This window comes from Mucilaginibacter sp. 320_HR (assembly GCF_059691875.1).
The window spans coordinates 1-19,256 of record NZ_JCAWAI010000007.1 but is presented as its reverse complement, the minus strand read 5'-3'; the positions used below and the strand labels follow the sequence as shown (position 1 = coordinate 19,256).

Here is a 19,256-nt window from a genome sequence, read left to right as displayed (position 1 = left end):
CTAGCCATACACAGGTAAGCCGTGTATGGTAGCAGTGGCCGCACTTAAACCAACCTCAAAAGTTTACCAACTTAATTCGACCTTTATTCCTTCAGGATCATTCGCAAAGCCCAGGAACACGGTTTTGGATGATGCATCCCAGGATGTTTTTACATCTGCTACCGGCTGCCCTTTACTGTCTGTCACCTTGGTAACTTTAGGTTTGCCGGGTAGTAATACACGCATGCTGTTCAGGGTTTTTATCGGGCTTTTCACCACAAACGAGTACCTGGTACCTTGTACCTTCTCTTCGTAAGCGCGTGCCGCGGCAGCCAGCACCTGCGGTTTTGTTTTGTTCACAATTCGGTTCACGTTATACAGCAGCGATTGCTCCCCGGGGTTTATCACCTTTTCGGCTAACACCGGCAACTGTGGATCGAACAGATCTATTACCGGTCCTTTAATGGTGTAAGGCTTACTGTTGGCGTTCTCATCCATTACAGATACTACGTCGTAAGGCCCTCTTTCCAGGTAAAGACTGTTCTTAAACAACAGCTTTCCGGCTTTAGCGTCCTGTTCATAACCGGCTTTCACTACATCGATAAATTTCGGTTCAGCATTGGCATCCAGCACAAACTCTTTAGGATTTTGCCTGATGATGTATATCGTGCCTTTACCATAGCTATACTTTTGCTTTGCTGATGCAGCATTGATGTTCATTAGCTTAAATAAGTGTTGAGAGGGCGCGGTAAACTTGTTGCCTTTGGTATCCCACCAATCCATCACCGTTTGGTAAGGATCGTCATCACGGCCACAGTAGATAAGCACCCCTCCTGCTTTCACCCATTTGGCCAGAGCAGTGTGCACATCCGCAGAAATAGGTTTCATGTTCGAATAGCTTACTACTAATACTTTAATATCTTTTAAAGAGGCAGCATATTGAAGGTTTTCCATATGTACGGTTTGCACTGGCACGCCGCGCTTAAGCAAGGGCAGTGTTTGCCCATAAAAGTTGGAGAACTGGGGGTCGTCATAACCGTTGTGCGTGGGAAAGCGCTGAAACATGAGCGAATTGCTCATCAGTACGCCTATGCCATTCACCCCGGTGACGCTGTTGTTTGATTTTGGCATGCTGTTAAGCGCATTTACCATTATCTGCATTTGAGTGGAGTAGTATTGCGGTATTAATACCTTTTCGTTGCTGTTAGCAACTTTATACAGATGGGTGTAAATACGTTCCGGCCATGGCATTACCTCGTAGTCTGCAACCATCGGGTATAGCAGTTTGGCAGTAAATGTTGCCTGGTAATTCTTCTTATAGTCGGCCCAATCGCGCGGCCAATCTTCAATAGGATCGGTCAGGAAGTACATCTTACGACCGGTAGGAGCCGTCATAGACACCATTGAACCATATTCCAGGAAAGCGTTCTCGAACACGCGCTCTTTCTTTTGTCCGTCGTAAAACGTCGGTTCGCGGGAGGTGCCTGTCCAAACCTGTGCTATGTAGCCATCTATACCCGGCAGCGACGCAAGGCTCGCCTCGGGGCTTACAATTTGCCACGACGAATAGTTCACCAGCGAATGAGTGGCGATGTAAACTTTTATGCTTTTGCCTTTGCTCTTCCCGTAGGCCTTAGCGTAATTAGATGTTTCTTTTATCGCCTCGTAATATAAATGGTACTTGAGTTTGCTAGATAAATATGTGTTTTCTGCAGATTCGTGCTGAGGTTTCCATGGAAAGCCGTAGTACTTTTGCCACTCTTCTTTAAACGGCGCGCTATACCCGGCTCTAGCCCAAAACTCGGGTTCCTCTAAAAAGATGTCAGTTATACCCGCGTCTATAACCCTTTTTATTACCGCGGTTTTCATGTATTCGACAAAGGATTTCACCGGCACTACATAGGGCATATCTTTCCCATGAAAAATAGTATCGCCTTTAACTGTAACCTGGCCTACGCCTAAGTGGTTTATACCATCCCATTTCCCTAGAAAATAGTCTTTGTATTCGCCCCACGCAATGCCGGTCATAAATTGTGTTTGATAACCGTGGTCGCGCCAGGATTGTACACGTTGCTCGAAGGTCATCCCGGGCCTATCGTTCACGCCATAAACAATGGCGATGTCCGATCGTACGTCTATTTGGGGAATCCATGGGCTGCTGGTTTGGAACGCAGTCTTTTGAGGTAGCGCGGCAGTTTTTGATTGTGCATAAACGCCAGCAGATAATGCTATTACGCTAATGCCTAGGAGAATGTTTTTCATAGGTGTAGTTTAAGCCAGTTCTCCGGAGGTGCTTACGCATCCTCCGGGAAAAGGCAGATCAGATATATCTTAAGGAACACTTATCGTTTTCACATCTGTGTAGTTGTAGTACTTCAGGCCGTAATCCGTCCTGGCGCCTACGCGCAGGAAATAGTCGCGCTTGGTTGGCAGTGGCCCTCCCTTTGTGGTTAGGGAGATAGTTTGCCCCAGTTGCGCGTTTGCAGATGATCCATTGAAATCTATCTGCGGAGAATAACGATTGTCATAATTGTTATTACCCACAAATTTGTTAGAATTCAAGAACAGATGCACATCAGTTATATTCTGCTGAAAAGCAGGATCATTAGTACCTCTTGTAATTTTAAAGTTTACAGTTACCGCTCCATCGTTGTTAAGCACGGGCTCTCCTATCCACTCAATACGTAAAAATGGGTCAACAGAAAAATTAACGGTTGTGGTGCCTTTTATCTCAACGGTCTGGCTTTTATCAACCACCGTAGCGCCACTCCCATCGGTTTGCACCAATGGCACAAATGCACCTTCGGCACTTATTTTATTAGTACCGGAGAATAGCTTTGTATAGTTAAACGTACCATCCTGCATCGATGAAATATAGAAAGGCGTTGGGTTATCACTCCAGCTGGTCTCCAGTAATTTGATACGGGTGCCGCCGCCACCATTTTCGGTTTGCAGGGTTTTGCCAGTGCCAGCATCTATTACGCTTCCGGTAAGTGTTTCGTTAGGCGAATCGTAGTTATCGAGCTTTTTGCATGAGCCCGCTGAAAGAGCAATGGCGCATACCGCTATAGCATATAATATATTCTTCATGTTTTTACGCAATTAATAACCTGGGTTTTGTATTAACTTCTGACTTTTCTGGATCTCGCCGCCGGGTATCTCCTCGTAGTACCAACGTACATCAAAGGTGTACCGGACGTTGCGCTCATCGGTGCGCGCATCAAAAAAGTACTTTTTGTCGGCTGCTGAGTAGAATGGCATCAACACACGATATATAGTCGAGTTTTGTTCTTTATCGGCAGTTCTCCACCTGCGCATATCCCACCATATCTTATTTTCAAAACCAAGTTCCTTTCTTCTTTCTTTACGGATAATATCTGTTGTTAACTGGCCGGGACCTGTCAGTAAGGTAGCTCCCGCCCTTTCACGAATTTGGTTGATATCCAAATAGGCATCCTGTTGGTAATCTTTATCATTTTGCCCTAAGCTGTTTAGTTCAAACGCTGCTTCGGCACGGTTTAGCAATACTTCAGCATACCGCATTTCAATCCAGGTTTGGTCAGAACGGTTTTCCAGCACTTCTGATGTTGGCTTATCTGGCACAAGCCATTTACGGATAGAGAATCCTGAAATAGCACATGTACCATCACCGGTGAACACGCCGCTTAAACCAGCAGGATTAAGTGTGCTACCATCAGGTAACTTATATGGAGTTTGGTTGGCATTGGATGATTGTACAATATTACTTGTTGGGTAATTAGACGTAGAACCAGGAGGAAGCAGCGGACTGATACCTCCATTTGATGGACCTGTGTAAATACCGCGGCGAATTTCTATACTCTGTCCCTTGAACTGATCACCAGGAAGTATCACGGTTGCACGAAGCCTTGGTTCGGCATTGGCAAACAGGTCCATGGTATTGGAATATAAATCATATTTGCCGGCTGTTGTAGTTTTGATTGTACCATCAGGGTTTCTGGGCAATCCGTCAAACAACTCTACGTAATTTAGCGTAGGGTTCACTTCCGAAGAATAACCGTTTGCACCCATTAACTGTCGAGGAACATTGTAAGCATCGTACCCGTGAACAGACTCCGGATAGTGGTATTCTTTTACAAACACATTCTCCGGGCTTGTCTCATCAAAAAACATGTTTACGTAGTTTTGATACTGAGCTTCCTTGTCGCCAGCCGCCCAGGCTTTTTTATACAGGCTGTACTTCGGCGCCACTAATAAAGCGGCGTCGTAAGCGGCTTTGAAATAGGTAACGGCTTTGTTGGCAGGTATACCACATACCCTGTTGCCCGCTGCATCAACCAACGTTGTTGTGTTGTATTTAGCTATGGAACCGGCGTAAAGCATTGCCCGCGATTTAAAGGCTGCCGCTGCATACTTGTTGGCACGGCCAGACTGATTAGACTCGGACATGTTGGTGTATGCGTAGTCAAGGTCGGCTGCTATAAAATCGTAAACAGCTTCTTCTGACGCGCGTGCTATATTAAGATCCTCAACATTGGTGGTCGGATATTCCAGCACCTTATCTACCAGCGGGACACCACCATAGCGCTTCACCAACGCGAAGTAGGTAAGTGCGCGTATAAAACGTGCTTCGCCTAACCAGGCGTTTACCTGAGCCTCGCTGTAGGTGCTTTTATACTTAGGCATATTTTCTAAAAAGTAGTTGGCATCTCTTATGAGCTTATAACAATCGCTCCACGGCGATTCGCCAACGTTCTCCTGCATGGCGCCGTTCTGATCGCGGCTTAATGCTTCGCCGGTTACGGCCGGGAACGGACTAATGATCCAGAAAAAATTTAGACCGCGCTGCGGTGAATAACGGAAATCTTCTATCGGTAACTGGCTGTAAATACGTGCCATGTAGGCCTGTATGCCACCGGTGCTAGTAAATACGTCCTTATCTTGTATGATATTGATAGGAGGTACATCCAGCTTTTTGCATGCTGTTGTAAAGCACACCAAAAAGCATATGATTATGTATATGGTCTTTTTCATGTTGTTGATGTTATAGCTTAACATTTACGCCAAGTGAATAAGTCTTGTTAAGTGGGTAGAGGTACCCATAAGTGCTGGAAGGATGTTCAGGGTCCAGGTAGTTAACGCCAGTGAAGGTCAGTAGGTTATACCCATTAACAAATATCCTTGCCCCTTTAATGCCTATCTTTTTTGCAAACCCTGAGCTGATGCTGTACCCCAGTTCGGCAGACTTAAGCCTAATGTATTTGGCATCCTGGATATTGAACATGGAATTTACATCTGCAGTGGTACCTGTAAGCGCGTAGTTGCCGGGTATCCAAACTGTATTAGGATTGTAAGGATCAGCATTTGCATCTGCCGGATGATATCTGTCCAGGAACATGCCTAATGCGCTGCCACCACCCCAAAGCGGTATGTTCAACTGCTCTTGGTAAGATACGCTAACGCCGCTTGCACCTTGCCACACGGTATTAAAGTCGAACCCTTTGTAAGCGCCACCAAGTGTTAAACCAAAGTTGGTTAACGGGGCGCTGTTGTAAGCTATCGGGTGCACGTCGTCGTTGTTGATCTGCCCGTCGCCGTTCCAATCCTCGTATATATAATCACCCACTACTGCATTACGAGATACAAACTGCCCGCTGTTCAGGATATCTTGGTAGCTGGTGTACCTGCCACCTTCCCCGTAACCCCAGTAAATGTTGTTCCAGCGATTGTTTTGATTGTTATGCCAGTTTAGTTGAGAGTTACCAAAGCGAGACTGCACAACCGTGCGGTTTTGGGTCCGAGCCCATGATACGTTACCTCTTACGAAATAGCTAAACGCACCCAGATGATTGCGATGGCTAAGCTCTAATTCGAACCCCTGTGTGCGATCGCTATTTAAGTTTTCCTGCGGAAGATCTGCGCCAACAACGCTTGGCAAATTCAATATTTGTGTAGCAAGCAAACCGGTACGGTCACGGCGAAAAACGTTAACCGTAGCACCTAATAGGCCGTTCCAGGCTTCAAGGTCCATGCCTATATTATATGTCTCAGCGTTAAACCAGGTAAGGTTAGGATTAGCTATACCCAAATTCTCTGTACCATTAACAAAGGTACCGTCGAACACTGAACCCGGAGGCAGCTGGTTGTTAGATCCATTTGCCGGATAACGGTAACCGGTAAGGAACTGGTAGGCAAGTGCCGAGTCGTCACCTACTTTGCCGTAAGACGCCCTTAATTTCAGATCGTTGATGAATGATAGCGCTGTTGAATTTTTCCAGAATCCTTCCTGCGATATTCTCCAGCCTAATGAACCAGCCGGGAAAAATCCCCAACGTTTCAAAGGCGAGAACCTTGAGGAGCCATCGTTACGAAAACTAAATTCTGCCAGGTACTTACTTTTGTAATTGTAGTTGATACGACCTACAACAGATTTATTGGTGTAGTTATATATATCGCCAGAGTTTGCAGAACCCAGCTGGTTTTGGGCACTGCCTGAAAATAGTTGATCTACAGCTAAAGAGAGTTCACGCTGTGCGTAGAAGTTATCCTGCTGGCGGTTGTTCTCTTCATATAACAATAAGCCTGTAAAGCTGTGATCACCAAAGCTACGGTCATAATTAAGCGACAATTGCATGAGCGTTCCCGGGCGCTCGAAAAACTCTCTGCGGAAAGTGGCAGGTGTTTGGTTTGGCACGGCCTGATAGCTGTCGCTGTTCGCGTCGTAGTTATACTGGTTGTAAGATTTTTGGTAGATGCGGTTGCTGGAGCTATAATAGTCGTAACTAAACAAACCCTTAGCGCTAAGGCCTGGCACAAAAGGCACCACGTACGTAGCCGAAAGCTGCGATTGGAACCATTTGTTATTATAAACCCGGTATCCATTAACATCGGCATCGGCAAGTGCAACCGGGTTGGAGCCGTCAACCTGACCCACATTAAGGTAATCCGGGTTGTTATTTGCGTAGATGGATTGGGTAGGTACTTGTCTCCAGAAAGAACGAATAATCCACCAGGCATCCTGGTAAGGCTGATTTTTCTGGTCCATAGTACCATTCAGGTTCACATCTACAGTAAGATTTTTATTTACCTTGGCAGATAGGTTTGAGCGCAGATTGTAACGCTTATAGTTTAGGTCACCACTGCGAAGAAAACCATCCTGATTCGTGATACCCGCACTGATGAAATAGTTGGTGTTTTCGCTTCCGCCAATAGCATTTAAATTGTGCTGTGACTGGGGTACTTTGTTCTTAATTACGGGCGTATACCAGTCTGTAGTTACCCGCTGGCCACTCGTGTATGCGTCAAAGTCGGCTTGGGAGTATTTTACCTGGCCCCCGTTAACATTATGCAGCAATTGCTCGTTCACCAGCCTCATGTAATCTATTGCTTCAACGGGCTTTGGTAAACCTGATGGTACCTGGAAACCGTAAGTACCGGAGTAGTTAAGCTCCATAGAGCCTTTTTTGCCTTTTTTGGTAGTAACCAAAACTACGCCGTTTGCTGCTCGCACCCCGTAAATAGCAGCAGCAGCGTCTTTCAGTACTGATACACTTTCTATATCATTTGGATCGAGCCTGGTGATGTTATCCCGTGGCACACCGTCTATGATCACCAGCGGATCGCCAAAACCACGAATACTGAACGAGTTGTCGAAAGAGCCCGGTTCAGCTGAGTTTTGCGTAACGCGTAAGCCGGCTACTTTACCGGTTAACGAGTTCAGCACGTTCTCGTTCTTAGTAGTTACGATTTCGCTACTGTTTACGGTGGCAACAGAACCTGTTACTGTAACTTTCTTTTGTGTACCATAACCTACTACCACAACTTCATTGAGTGTAGAGGAAGCTTGCGTTAGTGTGATGTTAACTGCAGGCTGATTGGTGATGGCGACTTCCTGCGCTGCGTATCCTAAAAAAGAGAATTGCAATGTTTGGCCAGAACTTACCGCAATGGTGTACTTGCCATTTACATCTGTTACAGTAGCGGTGGTCGTCCCTTTAACTTTAACGGTAACTCCGGGCAGCGGACCGGCATTGTCCGACACTTTGCCGGTGATAGTGTTTGTTTGTGCGAAGGATGTACTCCATAAAAGTACCAGCAAGACGGACATGATGCAACATTGTACCGTCCTCCCCATCTTCACACCATAGCGTATACCACGGGGGTATACACCATAATTGGTAAAATTTTCATCCATAGGTTGTTGGTTATAATTGGTTTTTGATGCCGGTTTGCAAAGAAGTAATTGGTAAGTCCTCCCTTAATCGGCAAGCAAGTATAGATGGGGATGTATTAAAATGGGGGTTAAAAAAGGGGTTAACCCGCTTAAAACTTTATTAACCGAGCATAATTAACCTACTTATTAAGAAGTTTTATTGGAAATGCTACCGGCAGATCTTCTCAAAAGGAACCTGATATTCACTATCAAGCGATTTTTGATACTCTGCTGCAAATTCGTCATAAACCCTGCGAGCGGTATCAATACCTTTAATCCGGCGAAGAGACTTGAGTTTGTATTTTAATGCAACGTCATTAAACGGATCTATCGTCAAGGCAATGCGGGAGAGCTCCAGCGCGCGCTTGTGGTCGCCAGCTTCATATATTCGCTTTACTTCGGGTAGCAGCACTTGTAACAACAATTCTTCAAATTCGAGTTTGACATCATCCAGCCACGTCTCGGGCAGCTCCTTCAAAAGGCCTCCACGGCTAAACAAGTCGAAGTACCCGTTAACAAACGCCTCTGTAGTAAGGTCGTGCTGATGCACTTGATTAATTGCAGAACTGATTACAAAGTAATCGCAATAAAAACCTTCATTGATCTGGAAACGATAAGTATCATTTATAAATGTAAGCTCAATACCGTCAAAATCGGCAAGGATGTTCCTCAGGTGATTTAGCGTTACGCCCCGGATGTTCTTGGTTTTTGTGACCTCTTTTTCAGGCCAAAGTGTAGATGATATTTTTTTTGATATCACCCCCTCCCCTTCCCGGCTATTCAGTAATATCAATATAAATAACTGTTTTATCTTCGGGCTAAAAAGGTAAGTTATATCCTTTCCAGTTTTGTTAAATGCATTAAACTCACCGAGTAAATACACGGCGTTTGGTTTCTTTTCGGCCTTTTTCCTAATAGATGGATCAAATATCAATTGCTCCTCAGCATCAGCAACAGCAGGTTTTGATTTCTTCTTCCAAAGCAAATAAGCCACACCACCTACAGCTGCCGCCGCGGCTGCTACATACCACCAGTATTTACCTGTGTTGGCTTCTTCGGGTTTTTGCGCCTCCAGATAAGCCTGTGTACTTACAGGCGGACCGGAAAGCGTAAGGATACGTATGGTTGATTGCGTTGGCGATGTAAACTCCTGGGCAGTACAAATAAAAACATCCTGCCTGGCATCGTAAAAAAGGTTGAAATCACTTTCTATACGCTCTGATGTGACAGGAATAGTTCCGCTAACAATCTCGTATGATCCATCCTTAATCGAAAATTTATACAGCCTTAGATTAGTCTTCGGTCTCTCGTGCGGATAACACAACGCATAAAAATATTTTCTGTCCCTGGAAATAACGAGGTTATTAGCGGATACAAAAGGCTCTTCTGTAGGAGTTATTTGCCATAACTTTTTTATCGTATGAGTAGTTAAATTGAGCCTGTATAAATCATAGTAATGAGCACCACCAACAATTTGGTTACCAGACTGATTACCATAACCGCCAAACACATAAACCTCATTATTATCATCAGCCTGGCTGCTGCCTGAGAAAAAACGGGGCGTTATAGTATCGCCTTTAAATTCAAGCTTTTGCCACTTGTCCAAAGTCTCATCATACTTGAAGATATCTTTATGGTATTGGAATGAACCATAGCCGCCAAAAAGATAAAGGTCCTTCTGATCATGGTCGAAAAAAGAATTATGATGATGTCTTTGGTCGCGGATGGAGCCTTTACCTAAAAGCTGCCAGGTAAGTGTGCTCAGGTCAAGAGCGGCAATGCTTTGATTACTATCCGCAGGCAAAGCTTCGTAGGCATATACCTTATGTTGATTTGCGTTTACAACACTTTTGCCCAGCACCAGCTTTATTGGCAAAATGTTTTTGTAGGGTTTTTCTGAAACAATACCATCTTGCACATTATATTGCAGTAGTCGATCTTTCTCGAACACAAACAGGTTTTGCTTCTCCGCATCAAAATTCAGCCCTGCAACATCATTAAACGTGCGCTGAAATTTAGGTGTCCAGAAATAAGATTCATTGATGAGCCACGAAGGGTGATCTACATAGCCGATAGCGTCACCTTCCTTGTCGTGCACGGCGCTGCCTTTCCATTCGTTTAATGGAAAAAAGTATTTCTCATCCTCATTGCCAATTTCAAGGTCCTTCAGCGCCATTTTAGGCACATCAGAGTAATGCGGATTGCGGCCAAACGTGATCGTGGGTGTTATCTCCTGTTCAAAACCAAAATCTTTTGCTTTATACCATTTGCCATTAACTAGAAAGGCGACAGTATTGGCCGTTAAGTTTATGTCCACCTTCACAGGTATCCAGTGCCGTTTCTTCAATTGAGAAAGCTGCAGGGGTATCTCTATCTTATTGCTCTTACTATCAATGTTAAAATTAAGTGTTGGCGAGCCATTATGATTGTAGATATAGGTCAGGCTATACGAGTTATTATGCGTGTCGGTAATGTTAAAAACGTAGCCCAGGTGGTCGTTATCCCATAACGACAAATCAAAACTGATAATGAAGCGGTCTTTAAAGGTGGGTGGCTTGTTGGCAAACACTACGTAAGACGTGCGCTTGCTCATCAAGCTATCGTTGGAGTTAAACTGCAGGCTCTGCGCCTTGCAATTCCACACACTAACCACCAACAGCAACAGAGTACAAATAGCATTATGTACCGGCGTAAACGGCGATATAAATCTACCAGTTACTTTCATCAGAATACCAAGAGGACGGCGTATTGACTTAAACAAGACGACAAATTTAGCGTTTTTACAACACTAACAAAGGCAATCCAACGCATAGAAAACATCATTTCTTTAGCAATTACACTATTCCTTTTTTGGAAAAGGAGCATTCAATTTATAAGGTTGGAACAATAGCCGACGCTGTACGTTAAACAGTTATGAAGATTCTACTTACCGGTGCTACCGGTTACATAGGCAAACGATTATTACCGGTACTGCTTGAAGCAGGGCACAATGTAGTTTGCGCCGTACGTGACAAGGCACGGTTAGATATAAAAAAATACAAACCCGAACTTGTAACGATAGTTGAAGCAGACCTGCAAAAAGGGGAGACACTGGATCAACTCCCTAAAGATATAGATGCAGCATATTACCTGGTTCACTCCATGAGCATGAGTGGTGGCGATTTCAGTGAGGAAGAAAAGCTTTCTGCCGAGAACTTTGTTGCCTACGCCGATAGTACCACTGCTAAGCAGATCATATACATGGGTGGTATTGTTAATGAAGACAAATTAAGCAAGCACCTCGCGTCCCGCAAGGCGGTTGAAGAAGAACTGCGTAAGAGCAAAGTACCGGTAACTGCATTGAGGGCAGGCATTATAGTTGGATCAGGAAGCGCTTCTTTCGAGATCATCCGCGATTTGGTGGAAAAACTACCGGTGATGATCGCGCCCAAATGGCTTGAAACAAAGTGTCAGCCGGTCGCTATCCGCAATGTAGTACAGTTTTTATCCGGCGTATTGCATGACGAATATACTTACAATAAACATTTTGACATTTACGGCCCGGATACACTGACTTACAAGCAAATGTTAATCCAGTTTGGAGAAGTAAGGAAGCTAAAACGCAGAATTATAACGGTGCCTTTCTTTTCGCCAAAGCTCTCTTCCTACTGGCTGTACTTTGTAACTTCTACCTCCTACCCACTTGCAAAGAACCTGGTGGATAGTATGAAGATTGATGTAATAGCAAAAGAAAATGAATTGCCGCAAAGGCTGGGTATTAAGTTGATCCCCTACAAAGAGGCAATTGCTATAGCATTCGAGAAAATTGAGCAGAACCTGGTTCTCTCCAGTTGGAACGATGCAGGCGATAACAAGATTTTTGCAAGAGGACTATCTAAACATATCGAAATACCAAAATATGGCGTGTTTAAAAACGCCCAGACCAAAAAGGCTAGCGATCCACAAAAATCACTGGAAAGGATATTTTCCATTGGTGGCCGTAACGGTTGGTACTATGCCAACTGGCTTTGGGGCTTTAGAGGTTTTTTTGACAGGCTTTTTGGCGGTGTAGGGCTGCGCAGAGGCAGAAAAAACGCAGCAGAAGTTTCTCCTGGTGATGCATTGGATTTTTGGCGCGTGATTTTAGCCAGCAAGGAAGAGAAAAGATTATTACTTTATGCTGAAATGAAGCTGCCCGGCGAGGCTTGGCTGGAGTTCAAAATGGATAAAGACAATTGCATTAGTCAGACCGCAACATTCAGGCCGCTTGGGCTCGCCGGGCGTTTATACTGGTATGCTATGTTGCCATTCCACTTTTTTATTTTTAAGGGAATGCTGGACAAAATAGCTGAAAAAAGTAGTAAAGATTAAGGAAAATCCACACCGTCCAGAGTGATGCTTTGCTCATTCAAGTCGGTCATTGCGGCGTAAGCATCAGCCCGTGCAAGCAAAAAGTTTCTCAGGCGGGGCAACTGATCTGTATTAATAAGGTCTACACCACAGCTTAATAGCTCTTTCCAGACGTTTTCGTTTTCGGGCGAAGCCCATAATCTTACCTTTTTCCCATATTTATGCGCCATTTTTACATAAGCAGATAAATGCTGGCGCTGCTTTAGAGGTAAACTTCCCTTGCCGTTCCACTTAAGCATTTTAGAGTACTTGCAGCTTGCTGTTTGGTAAATATTAGTGGCGAGAGTGTCTTTGTAGGTTTTTGTAAGGTCTTCATCAATAAAAGCCAGGCGGCTTTTTTGTTCCTTAATAATCTTAAATGGCTTGTTACCCGTAATTACTACTGTTACCGGGCGTTGCACAATCTTCCCGTTTTCGTAACCTGAAATTATCGAGCTGTATTTGTTTAAAAGTACGTTCAACGCCTGGTAGGTTTTCTCAGCATTCGATTTTATATCAATCATCAGCGTAACCGGTGCTAATGGCCGTGCGGCAAGGTTACTACTGCCATTTACACTCGCCAGCAAAGGTTTCAGATATAAATCTTCAAGCGTGCCTTTGTTATCCACCATTGGTAGTATATGGGCCACCACCAGCTTACCATTGCGTAAAAAGATATCTGCTTCCAGGTTGGTAAAGCCGTTGTCAAGCGCATCATACAAGGGCCGCTTGTGAAAGTAGTCGTTGTGTGCAAAAGCATTGAGCATTGTTGTTCTCTGCGCGCAAACAGATGTGCTTACAAAAGCTGCTAACGCAAAAACAAATATCTTAATGTAGTTTCCAGCGCATGATTGTCTTCCGGCCATGTAGTCGATAATTGATTTTGTAATTTACACAACTATGACAATAGCAAAGAATTTAATTTAAAATTACCATTTAAACTTTCGAGTTAAAAGGTCAGTGTATCAATAGGTTTTGAAAAGCGCTACTATCTCCCTTAAAAACGTTAAAATCCACTGCATGATTAATGCCGGTGACTCGCCCTTTATCTGAGTGCTGCCAAAAACGCCACTTAGTGTTGTTGCTTAACTTCAATTTAGGCTGATAATAGTGCGCTATCCACAAGGGGTAATCATCAAAATACCCGTCGAGGTAGTCTTCGTAGAATTGAATATTTGCGTAGATAATAGGCCGTACGCCTGTTTTGTTCTCAACATGCTTTACAAAAGTGGTAAGCTCTTTACGCATTTTTTCCGGAGTGGTACCATCCAGTACTTCAATATCAACTACCGGGGGTAGGTCTCCTTTTTCCATCTTTACGTTCTGCAGAAAAAAACGCGCTTGCCACAGCCCATTTTTACGCGGACGAAAAAAGTGGTAAGCACCGCAAGCTATACCCACTTTTGGCGCTTCGCGCCAATTGCGTTTAAAGTAGGAGTCTACAATTAGTAATCCCTCCGTGGCTTTTACAAAAGCAAAATTAATGCGAACACTGTCCTCCTCCATGGCTCTTACCTTAGTCCAATCTATTTTGCCCTGAGCGTAAGAAACATCTATACCATGGATCTTATATCCTGACGGTATCCGTATCTTGAAACTTTTGTAAGTACGATAGTGCTCATCCTCACCTATGTCCCGTACCCAACGCCATGCTCCGGTAAAGCCGTTAAGAATATAGCCGTAATAAAAAGGAGAGAGTAGTATCAATAACAGTCCGGCAAGCGCCACCTTCCACCACTTGTTAGAAACAGGCGCGGCTTTTTTCTTGCGTGTTGCAGGTTTTCGGGGGGAACGCTTGGGAGACGGCTTGGTTTGTTTAGCAGTAGGCACGGCACAAAGATAAATGATGTATACTTAACGGGTGAGGTAAAGCGCCTTTTATCTTTACAAACCACTGATATGAACGCAGAAGCAAACCAAAGGCTATTTTATAAGTTTGTTCTTTATATACACCTCATTTATCACACCGATGAAACAGAAATTTCACTACGCTACCGTTACAGAGGCAACAGAAAAACTACAGGAACAAGGCTTTGATTTAAACTTTAGTTTGGAAGGCAATCACTTAAAAGCTGATAATGAAGCTTATCCTGCCGAAGATTTTGAGATTGTTGATTTATACCGTTACGAAGGTGTTACTGACCCCGCAGATGAGGCTACCGTTTACGCCTTGGCCTCGGCAGCCGGGCAGAAAGGAATTCTGGTTACCGGATACGGCTACTCAGCTGATGCACAGGCCGAAGACGTTTTGAAACAATTGCATTACAAGTATCAGCAAAAAAACGAAGAACAATAATAATGGAACTAGGCATAAGCACCTTTGGCGAAGTACAGCCCGACGGAAAACCAGGTAACGCAGTGAATGCCCATTTGCGTGCTCAGCAGCTATTGGAAGAAGTGAAGCTGGCTGATGAGGTGGGCCTTGACGTTTTCTGCTTTGGTGAACATCACAGACCCGATTTTGTGATATCAGCACCGGAGGTGTTTATGGCAGCAGCGGCATCTATTACCAAAAACATCCGCTTATCAAGTTCTGTAACGGTGCTGAGTTCGGCAGACCCTGTGCGTACCTTTCAAAATTTTGCAACGGTAGATTTACTATCCGGGGGTCGTGCCGAGATACTTGCCGGACGGGGATCATTTATAGAATCGTTCCCGCTCTTTGGCTATGATCTTAATGATTATGATGAGTTGTTTAGTGAGAAGCTTGCGCTTTTGCTGCGGATAAACCGCGAAGAAATAGTGAACTGGAAAGGTGAGTTTAGGGCACCTATAGCTAACCGGGGCGTTTACCCGCGCCCTTTGCAGGAACAATTACCGGTTTGGCTGGGCGTGGGCGGCACACCTGCATCCGCAAAGCGCGCAGGAACCCTTAACTTACCCATGATGATAGCTATATTGGGGAGTGCACCCAGACATTTTGTATCGTTTGTAGAACTATATCGTGAAGCTGCCGCAAAAGCAGGTCATGATGTTAGCCAATTGCAATTAGGTATAAGTTCGCAGTTTTACATAGCGGAAGACGAGCGAACAGCAGTGAAGGACTTTTACCCATCTTACGAAGCCTTAATGAACCGTGTTGGCCGCGAACGGGGTTGGTCTCCAATGAGCAGGGAACAATTTGAGTACCTGCGGGCAGATGGACCATTGGTAGTTGGTGATCCGCAGATGGCAATAGATAAAATACTTGAGCAACACAGTCCATTTAATAACACACGCTTTTTAGCCCAACTGGTAACAGGCCATACCTCCCACACTGGTATATTAAAGGCCATAGAGTTGTTCGGCACCAAGGTGGCACCGGCGGTTAGAAAAGAGCTTGGGCAGTAATCAAGCTGGTACACTGATATACTGACGTAATTACTTTGCCTTTTCAATCTTGCACCTCTGGGTCTTGAGGAGTTCTATCGTTTCGTTCATCTCGAAATCCGATTTAATCCGGGTCTCTTCTGTACGATAGTACTTTTTGAGCTGCTTGCGGTGATAAGCCTGAAAAAACCTGCGAATGTCATCATCGTTTTGCAATATCAGAGCTGGCACAGTTAGTGGCGTGCGGTCCTCGTTCATAGCTACCATAGTGAAGTAGCTGGTATTGGTGTGTTTGATCTCATTAGTCTTAACATTTTCCGATATCACTCTTATGCCTACTACCAGCGATGTTTTGCCAACATAGTTGACAGAAGCCATAAGAGAGACCAGTTCGCCAACTTCAACAGGGGCTAAGAAGTCGATGTCATCAACAGAAGCGGTTACGCAATAGCCACCAGCGTGCTTTGCGGCGCAAACGTATGCAACCTTATCCATCAAACCCATAATTATTCCACCATGTATTTTGCCGCCAAAGTTAGCGTACGATGGAATCATCAATTCAGTAAGGGTCACCTGCGATTCAGCTACGGTTTTGTAAGTATCCATAAGTAGTGATGAATTTGCATAATAAAATTCATACAACAAATCCTATTTAATATTATTGCAGTTCTGTTTACCTACATACTATCTATGAATATTTACAATTATTTTGCTAATCGTGCAAAACGGACGCTCCACGTGCTTGTTTTTGCACTTGCCGCTACTGCAACTTCGGTCTCTGCACAAGACCGGGCGCCTGCTTACCCGTTAATTACGCACACGCCTTACTTAAGTGTATGGTCACCAACCGACAAGTTAAACGAGTCTGCTACCATGCACTGGACTGGTAGTCCGCAATCGTTAATAGGCGTATTGAAGGCTGACGGCCAGTATTACCGCTTTATGGGGAAGGCTGCTGCGCGTTATAAAACTATTTTGCCCGCTGCCGATGAGCAGCCATACTCCTGCAAGTACGTTTTCGAAAAACCTGCTGATGACTGGGAGAAACCGGGCTTTAATGACAACAGCTGGAAAACCGGCAGTGCACCTTTCAGCGATGCTGTACGTACCATTGGCACCCACTGGACCAGCAAAGAACTTTACGTACGCAGGACTTTTAAACTGAGCGAATTACCTGTACTGCCGTTGATGTTACGCCTTTATCACGATGATGATGCCGAGGTATTTATCAACGGTAAGAAGGTTAGCAGCCAATCAGGCGCTAACGGCGACCTGCAGATGTTCCCGCTGAAAGACAACGGAAATCTTAAAGTAGGTGAAAACGTGCTTGCCATCCATTGCACGAACACCGGCGGACTTGCAGCACTGGATGCAGGTTTATCCGTCCAGCTAGAAGATAAAACCAACGAGAACATTAAAGTTGCAAATCAAACCAACGTACAAGTAACTGCAACACAAACCATCTACAACTTCAATTGCGGCCCGGTGAAGCTTAAAGTAACGTTCAGCTCACCATTGATATTGACGGACATCAAGACTTTGGTAACTCCCGTGTCTTACATAAGCTACGAGGTTCAATCGTCAGATAGCAAAACACACGCTGTAGATATCTACCAGGGAGTATCTACCGACCTCGCGGTGAACAAACCTACGCAGCAGGTAAAAGCCACGGCCTATACTTCAAACGGCATCCAGATAATGAAAGCCGGTACTACCGAGCAGCCGGTGCTTGAAAAGAAGGGCGACGATGTACGCATCGACTGGGGCTACGTATATGTGGCCTCTCCTACTTACAATGCCAAGCAGTACATCAGCACACAGGATAACGCTTTGGACAGCTACGCGCTGTCTCCGGGTGCACTGTCTACCCTTACCGGCAAACAGCTGATGTTGAACACCATGCTACCGTTCGGTCGTGTGGGAAGCGCTGTAACCGAGAAATACATCGCCATTGGTTATGACGAGGACTATTCGGTGCAGTACTTTAAAACCAACCTGCGCCCGTTGTGGAAGGAAGTCAAAGGCACCACTATAGAAGGCGTATTAAACTCTTCGTTAAAGAACTATGCTGCCGTTATTGCCAAATGCAAAGCTACAGATACAAAGATTTACAACGACGCGCTGAAAGCCGGCGGCGAGAAGTATGCCAAGCTTTGCGTACTGGGCTATCGCCAGAGCATTGCTGCGCACCAGCTGGTTAAAAGCCCTAAAGGCGAACTGCTGTTCCTGTCTAAAGAGAACTTCAGCAACGGCTCTATTAATACGGTAGACGTTACCTACCCATCGGCACCGCTGTACCTTACTTATAACCCTGAGCTGCTTATGGGCATGCTCAACGGTATCTTCTACTATAGCGAAAGCGGCAAGTGGACCAAACCTTTCGCGGCGCACGACCTGGGCACCTACCCCATTGCCAACGGCCAAACCTACGGCGAAGACATGCCGGTAGAAGAGTGCGGTAACATGGTTATCCTCACCGCGGCTATTGTTGCTGCCGAGAACAACCCTGCTTACGCTAAAAAGCACTGGGCTACCCTTACCAAGTGGACCCACTTCCTGGCCGAAGCTGGTTTTGACCCGAGCAATCAGCTGTGTACTGATGACTTTGCCGGTCACCTGGCACGTAATGCAAACTTGTCTGTAAAAGCTATTGTTGCTATTGGCGCCTATGCTAAGATGGCCGCCATGATGGGCGATGCACCCGCTGCTAAGAAGTACCGCGAGATGGCCTCTGTAATGGCCTCTAAATGGATGGAGAAGGACGATGCAGGCGACCACTATGGCCTAGTGTTTGAGAACCCTAAGACCTGGAGCCAGAAGTATAATATGGTTTGGGATAAGGTACTCGGCCTTAAGCTGTTCCCTGCCGGGGTGTACGAAAAGGAGATGAAGTACTACCTGTCGCACCAGGAAGAATACGGTTTGCCGCTGGATAGCCGCAAAACCTACACCAAGAGCGACTGGATCATCTGGACCGCATCTATGGCCAACTCCCGCAAGGATTTTGAAGGACTGGTTAACCCCGTATACAAGTACGTGCAGGAAACCAGCAGCCGCGTTCCGCTGAGCGACTGGCACGAAACCACCAACGGTAAAATGGTAGGCTTCCAGGCGCGCAGCGTTGTGGGCGGCTACTACATGAAAGTGTTTAAAGATAAGCTTGCTGCCAAACGCAGTAAGTAAACCATACCCTAAAGCTGTAACAGGTGTATCACGACAACGTGTTACACCTGTTACACTTTTTTACCCCAAAAAAAGGTTATTTAGCTGTTTATCAATAACTTAACAAAAACCCGTGTTACAGTTTTTTCAACCCTGTTACAGTTTTTCGGCTGACCCGTCCTAAAAAAAGTTTACACTATTGATTGTTAATACTGGAATGAATTTACACATTTATTGATAATCCTGA

12 protein-coding genes are annotated in these 19,256 nt (G+C 45.0%); 4 read left to right on the top strand and 8 right to left on the bottom strand.

The window, feature by feature from the left end:
• Positions 1 to 63: 63 nt before the first annotated feature.
• The 5 genes from AC59GT_RS19970 to AC59GT_RS19950 all read right to left on the bottom strand — a co-directional run bounded on the left by AC59GT_RS19970 (position 64) and on the right by AC59GT_RS19950 (position 10,895).
• Positions 64 to 2,241 (bottom strand): hypothetical protein, encoded by a 2,178-nt coding sequence (locus AC59GT_RS19970; protein WP_497239294.1) that lies wholly within the window; start codon positions 2,239 to 2,241, stop codon positions 64 to 66.
• A 69-nt stretch (positions 2,242 to 2,310) separates the two neighbouring features.
• Positions 2,311 to 3,069, bottom strand: a complete 759-nt coding sequence (locus AC59GT_RS19965) for a DUF3823 domain-containing protein (protein WP_497239293.1) — start codon at positions 3,067 to 3,069, stop codon at positions 2,311 to 2,313.
• A gap of 12 nt (positions 3,070 to 3,081) precedes the next feature.
• On the bottom strand, positions 3,082 to 4,992 hold the full coding sequence (locus tag AC59GT_RS19960) for a RagB/SusD family nutrient uptake outer membrane protein (protein ID WP_497239292.1): 1,911 nt from the start codon (positions 4,990 to 4,992) through the stop codon (positions 3,082 to 3,084).
• Positions 4,993 to 5,002: 10 nt separating this feature from the next.
• Entirely contained in the window at positions 5,003 to 8,152 is a 3,150-nt protein-coding gene (locus tag AC59GT_RS19955) for a SusC/RagA family TonB-linked outer membrane protein (protein WP_497239291.1), read from the bottom strand.
• A 187-nt stretch (positions 8,153 to 8,339) separates the two neighbouring features.
• On the bottom strand, positions 8,340 to 10,895 hold the full coding sequence (locus AC59GT_RS19950) for a Kelch repeat-containing protein (protein ID WP_497239290.1): 2,556 nt from the start codon (positions 10,893 to 10,895) through the stop codon (positions 8,340 to 8,342).
• A gap of 188 nt (positions 10,896 to 11,083) precedes the next feature.
• On the opposite strand from AC59GT_RS19950, the gene AC59GT_RS19945 reads away from it, so the two are divergent.
• Positions 11,084 to 12,520 carry an SDR family oxidoreductase gene (locus tag AC59GT_RS19945; RefSeq protein WP_497239289.1) on the top strand — a complete coding sequence of 479 codons (1,437 nt, stop codon included), beginning with the start codon at positions 11,084 to 11,086 and terminating at the stop codon, positions 12,518 to 12,520.
• Here the strand turns inward: AC59GT_RS19945 and AC59GT_RS19940 are convergent.
• Together AC59GT_RS19940 and AC59GT_RS19935 are read right to left on the bottom strand one after the other, a co-directional pair.
• Positions 12,517 to 13,404: a phosphatidylinositol-specific phospholipase C/glycerophosphodiester phosphodiesterase family protein gene (locus AC59GT_RS19940; protein WP_497239288.1), complete on the bottom strand. Its 888-nt coding sequence runs from the start codon at positions 13,402 to 13,404 to the stop codon at positions 12,517 to 12,519. The genes AC59GT_RS19945 and AC59GT_RS19940 overlap by 4 nt on opposite strands.
• A 91-nt stretch (positions 13,405 to 13,495) precedes the next feature.
• The gene (locus AC59GT_RS19935) at positions 13,496 to 14,368 is read right to left on the bottom strand and encodes a glycoside hydrolase family 25 protein (protein ID WP_497239287.1); all 873 of its coding nucleotides are present in this window, start codon (positions 14,366 to 14,368) and stop codon (positions 13,496 to 13,498) included.
• Between the two features lie 139 nt (positions 14,369 to 14,507).
• Between AC59GT_RS19935 and AC59GT_RS19930 the strand changes: the two genes are divergently transcribed.
• Together AC59GT_RS19930 and AC59GT_RS19925 are read left to right on the top strand one after the other, a co-directional pair.
• Positions 14,508 to 14,834, top strand: coding sequence for a hypothetical protein (locus AC59GT_RS19930; RefSeq protein WP_497239286.1), 327 nt, complete (start codon positions 14,508 to 14,510; stop codon positions 14,832 to 14,834).
• A gap of 2 nt (positions 14,835 to 14,836) precedes the next feature.
• Positions 14,837 to 15,868, top strand: a complete 1,032-nt coding sequence (locus AC59GT_RS19925; protein WP_497239285.1) for an Atu2307/SP_0267 family LLM class monooxygenase — start codon at positions 14,837 to 14,839, stop codon at positions 15,866 to 15,868.
• 30 nt (positions 15,869 to 15,898) lie between these two features.
• Here AC59GT_RS19925 and AC59GT_RS19920 read toward each other — a convergent pair whose 3' ends face one another.
• Positions 15,899 to 16,453: an acyl-CoA thioesterase gene (locus AC59GT_RS19920; RefSeq protein ID WP_497239284.1), complete on the bottom strand. Its 555-nt coding sequence runs from the start codon at positions 16,451 to 16,453 to the stop codon at positions 15,899 to 15,901.
• A gap of 84 nt (positions 16,454 to 16,537) precedes the next feature.
• On the opposite strand from AC59GT_RS19920, the gene AC59GT_RS19915 reads away from it, so the two are divergent.
• The gene (locus AC59GT_RS19915) at positions 16,538 to 19,030 is read left to right on the top strand and encodes a glutaminase family protein (protein WP_497239283.1); all 2,493 of its coding nucleotides are present in this window, start codon (positions 16,538 to 16,540) and stop codon (positions 19,028 to 19,030) included.
• The last annotated feature ends 226 nt before the right edge of the window (positions 19,031 to 19,256 follow it).

What these genes read in the sequence shown, in the direction of transcription:
- AC59GT_RS19945 (WP_497239289.1), top strand. Translation starts at nt 11,084, where the DNA reads ATGAAGATTCTACTTACCGGTGCTACCGGTTACATAGGCAAACGATTA.
- AC59GT_RS19960 (WP_497239292.1), bottom strand. Translation starts at nt 4,992, where the DNA reads ATGAAAAAGACCATATACATAATCATATGCTTTTTGGTGTGCTTTACA.
- AC59GT_RS19915 (WP_497239283.1), top strand. Translation starts at nt 16,538, where the DNA reads ATGAATATTTACAATTATTTTGCTAATCGTGCAAAACGGACGCTCCAC.
- AC59GT_RS19955 (WP_497239291.1), bottom strand. Translation starts at nt 8,152, where the DNA reads ATGGATGAAAATTTTACCAATTATGGTGTATACCCCCGTGGTATACGC.
- AC59GT_RS19930 (WP_497239286.1), top strand. Translation starts at nt 14,508, where the DNA reads ATGAAACAGAAATTTCACTACGCTACCGTTACAGAGGCAACAGAAAAA.
- AC59GT_RS19965 (WP_497239293.1), bottom strand. Translation starts at nt 3,069, where the DNA reads ATGAAGAATATATTATATGCTATAGCGGTATGCGCCATTGCTCTTTCA.
- AC59GT_RS19970 (WP_497239294.1), bottom strand. Translation starts at nt 2,241, where the DNA reads ATGAAAAACATTCTCCTAGGCATTAGCGTAATAGCATTATCTGCTGGC.
- AC59GT_RS19920 (WP_497239284.1), bottom strand. Translation starts at nt 16,453, where the DNA reads ATGGATACTTACAAAACCGTAGCTGAATCGCAGGTGACCCTTACTGAA.
- AC59GT_RS19925 (WP_497239285.1), top strand. Translation starts at nt 14,837, where the DNA reads ATGGAACTAGGCATAAGCACCTTTGGCGAAGTACAGCCCGACGGAAAA.
- AC59GT_RS19940 (WP_497239288.1), bottom strand. Translation starts at nt 13,404, where the DNA reads ATGGCCGGAAGACAATCATGCGCTGGAAACTACATTAAGATATTTGTT.
- AC59GT_RS19950 (WP_497239290.1), bottom strand. Translation starts at nt 10,895, where the DNA reads ATGAAAGTAACTGGTAGATTTATATCGCCGTTTACGCCGGTACATAAT.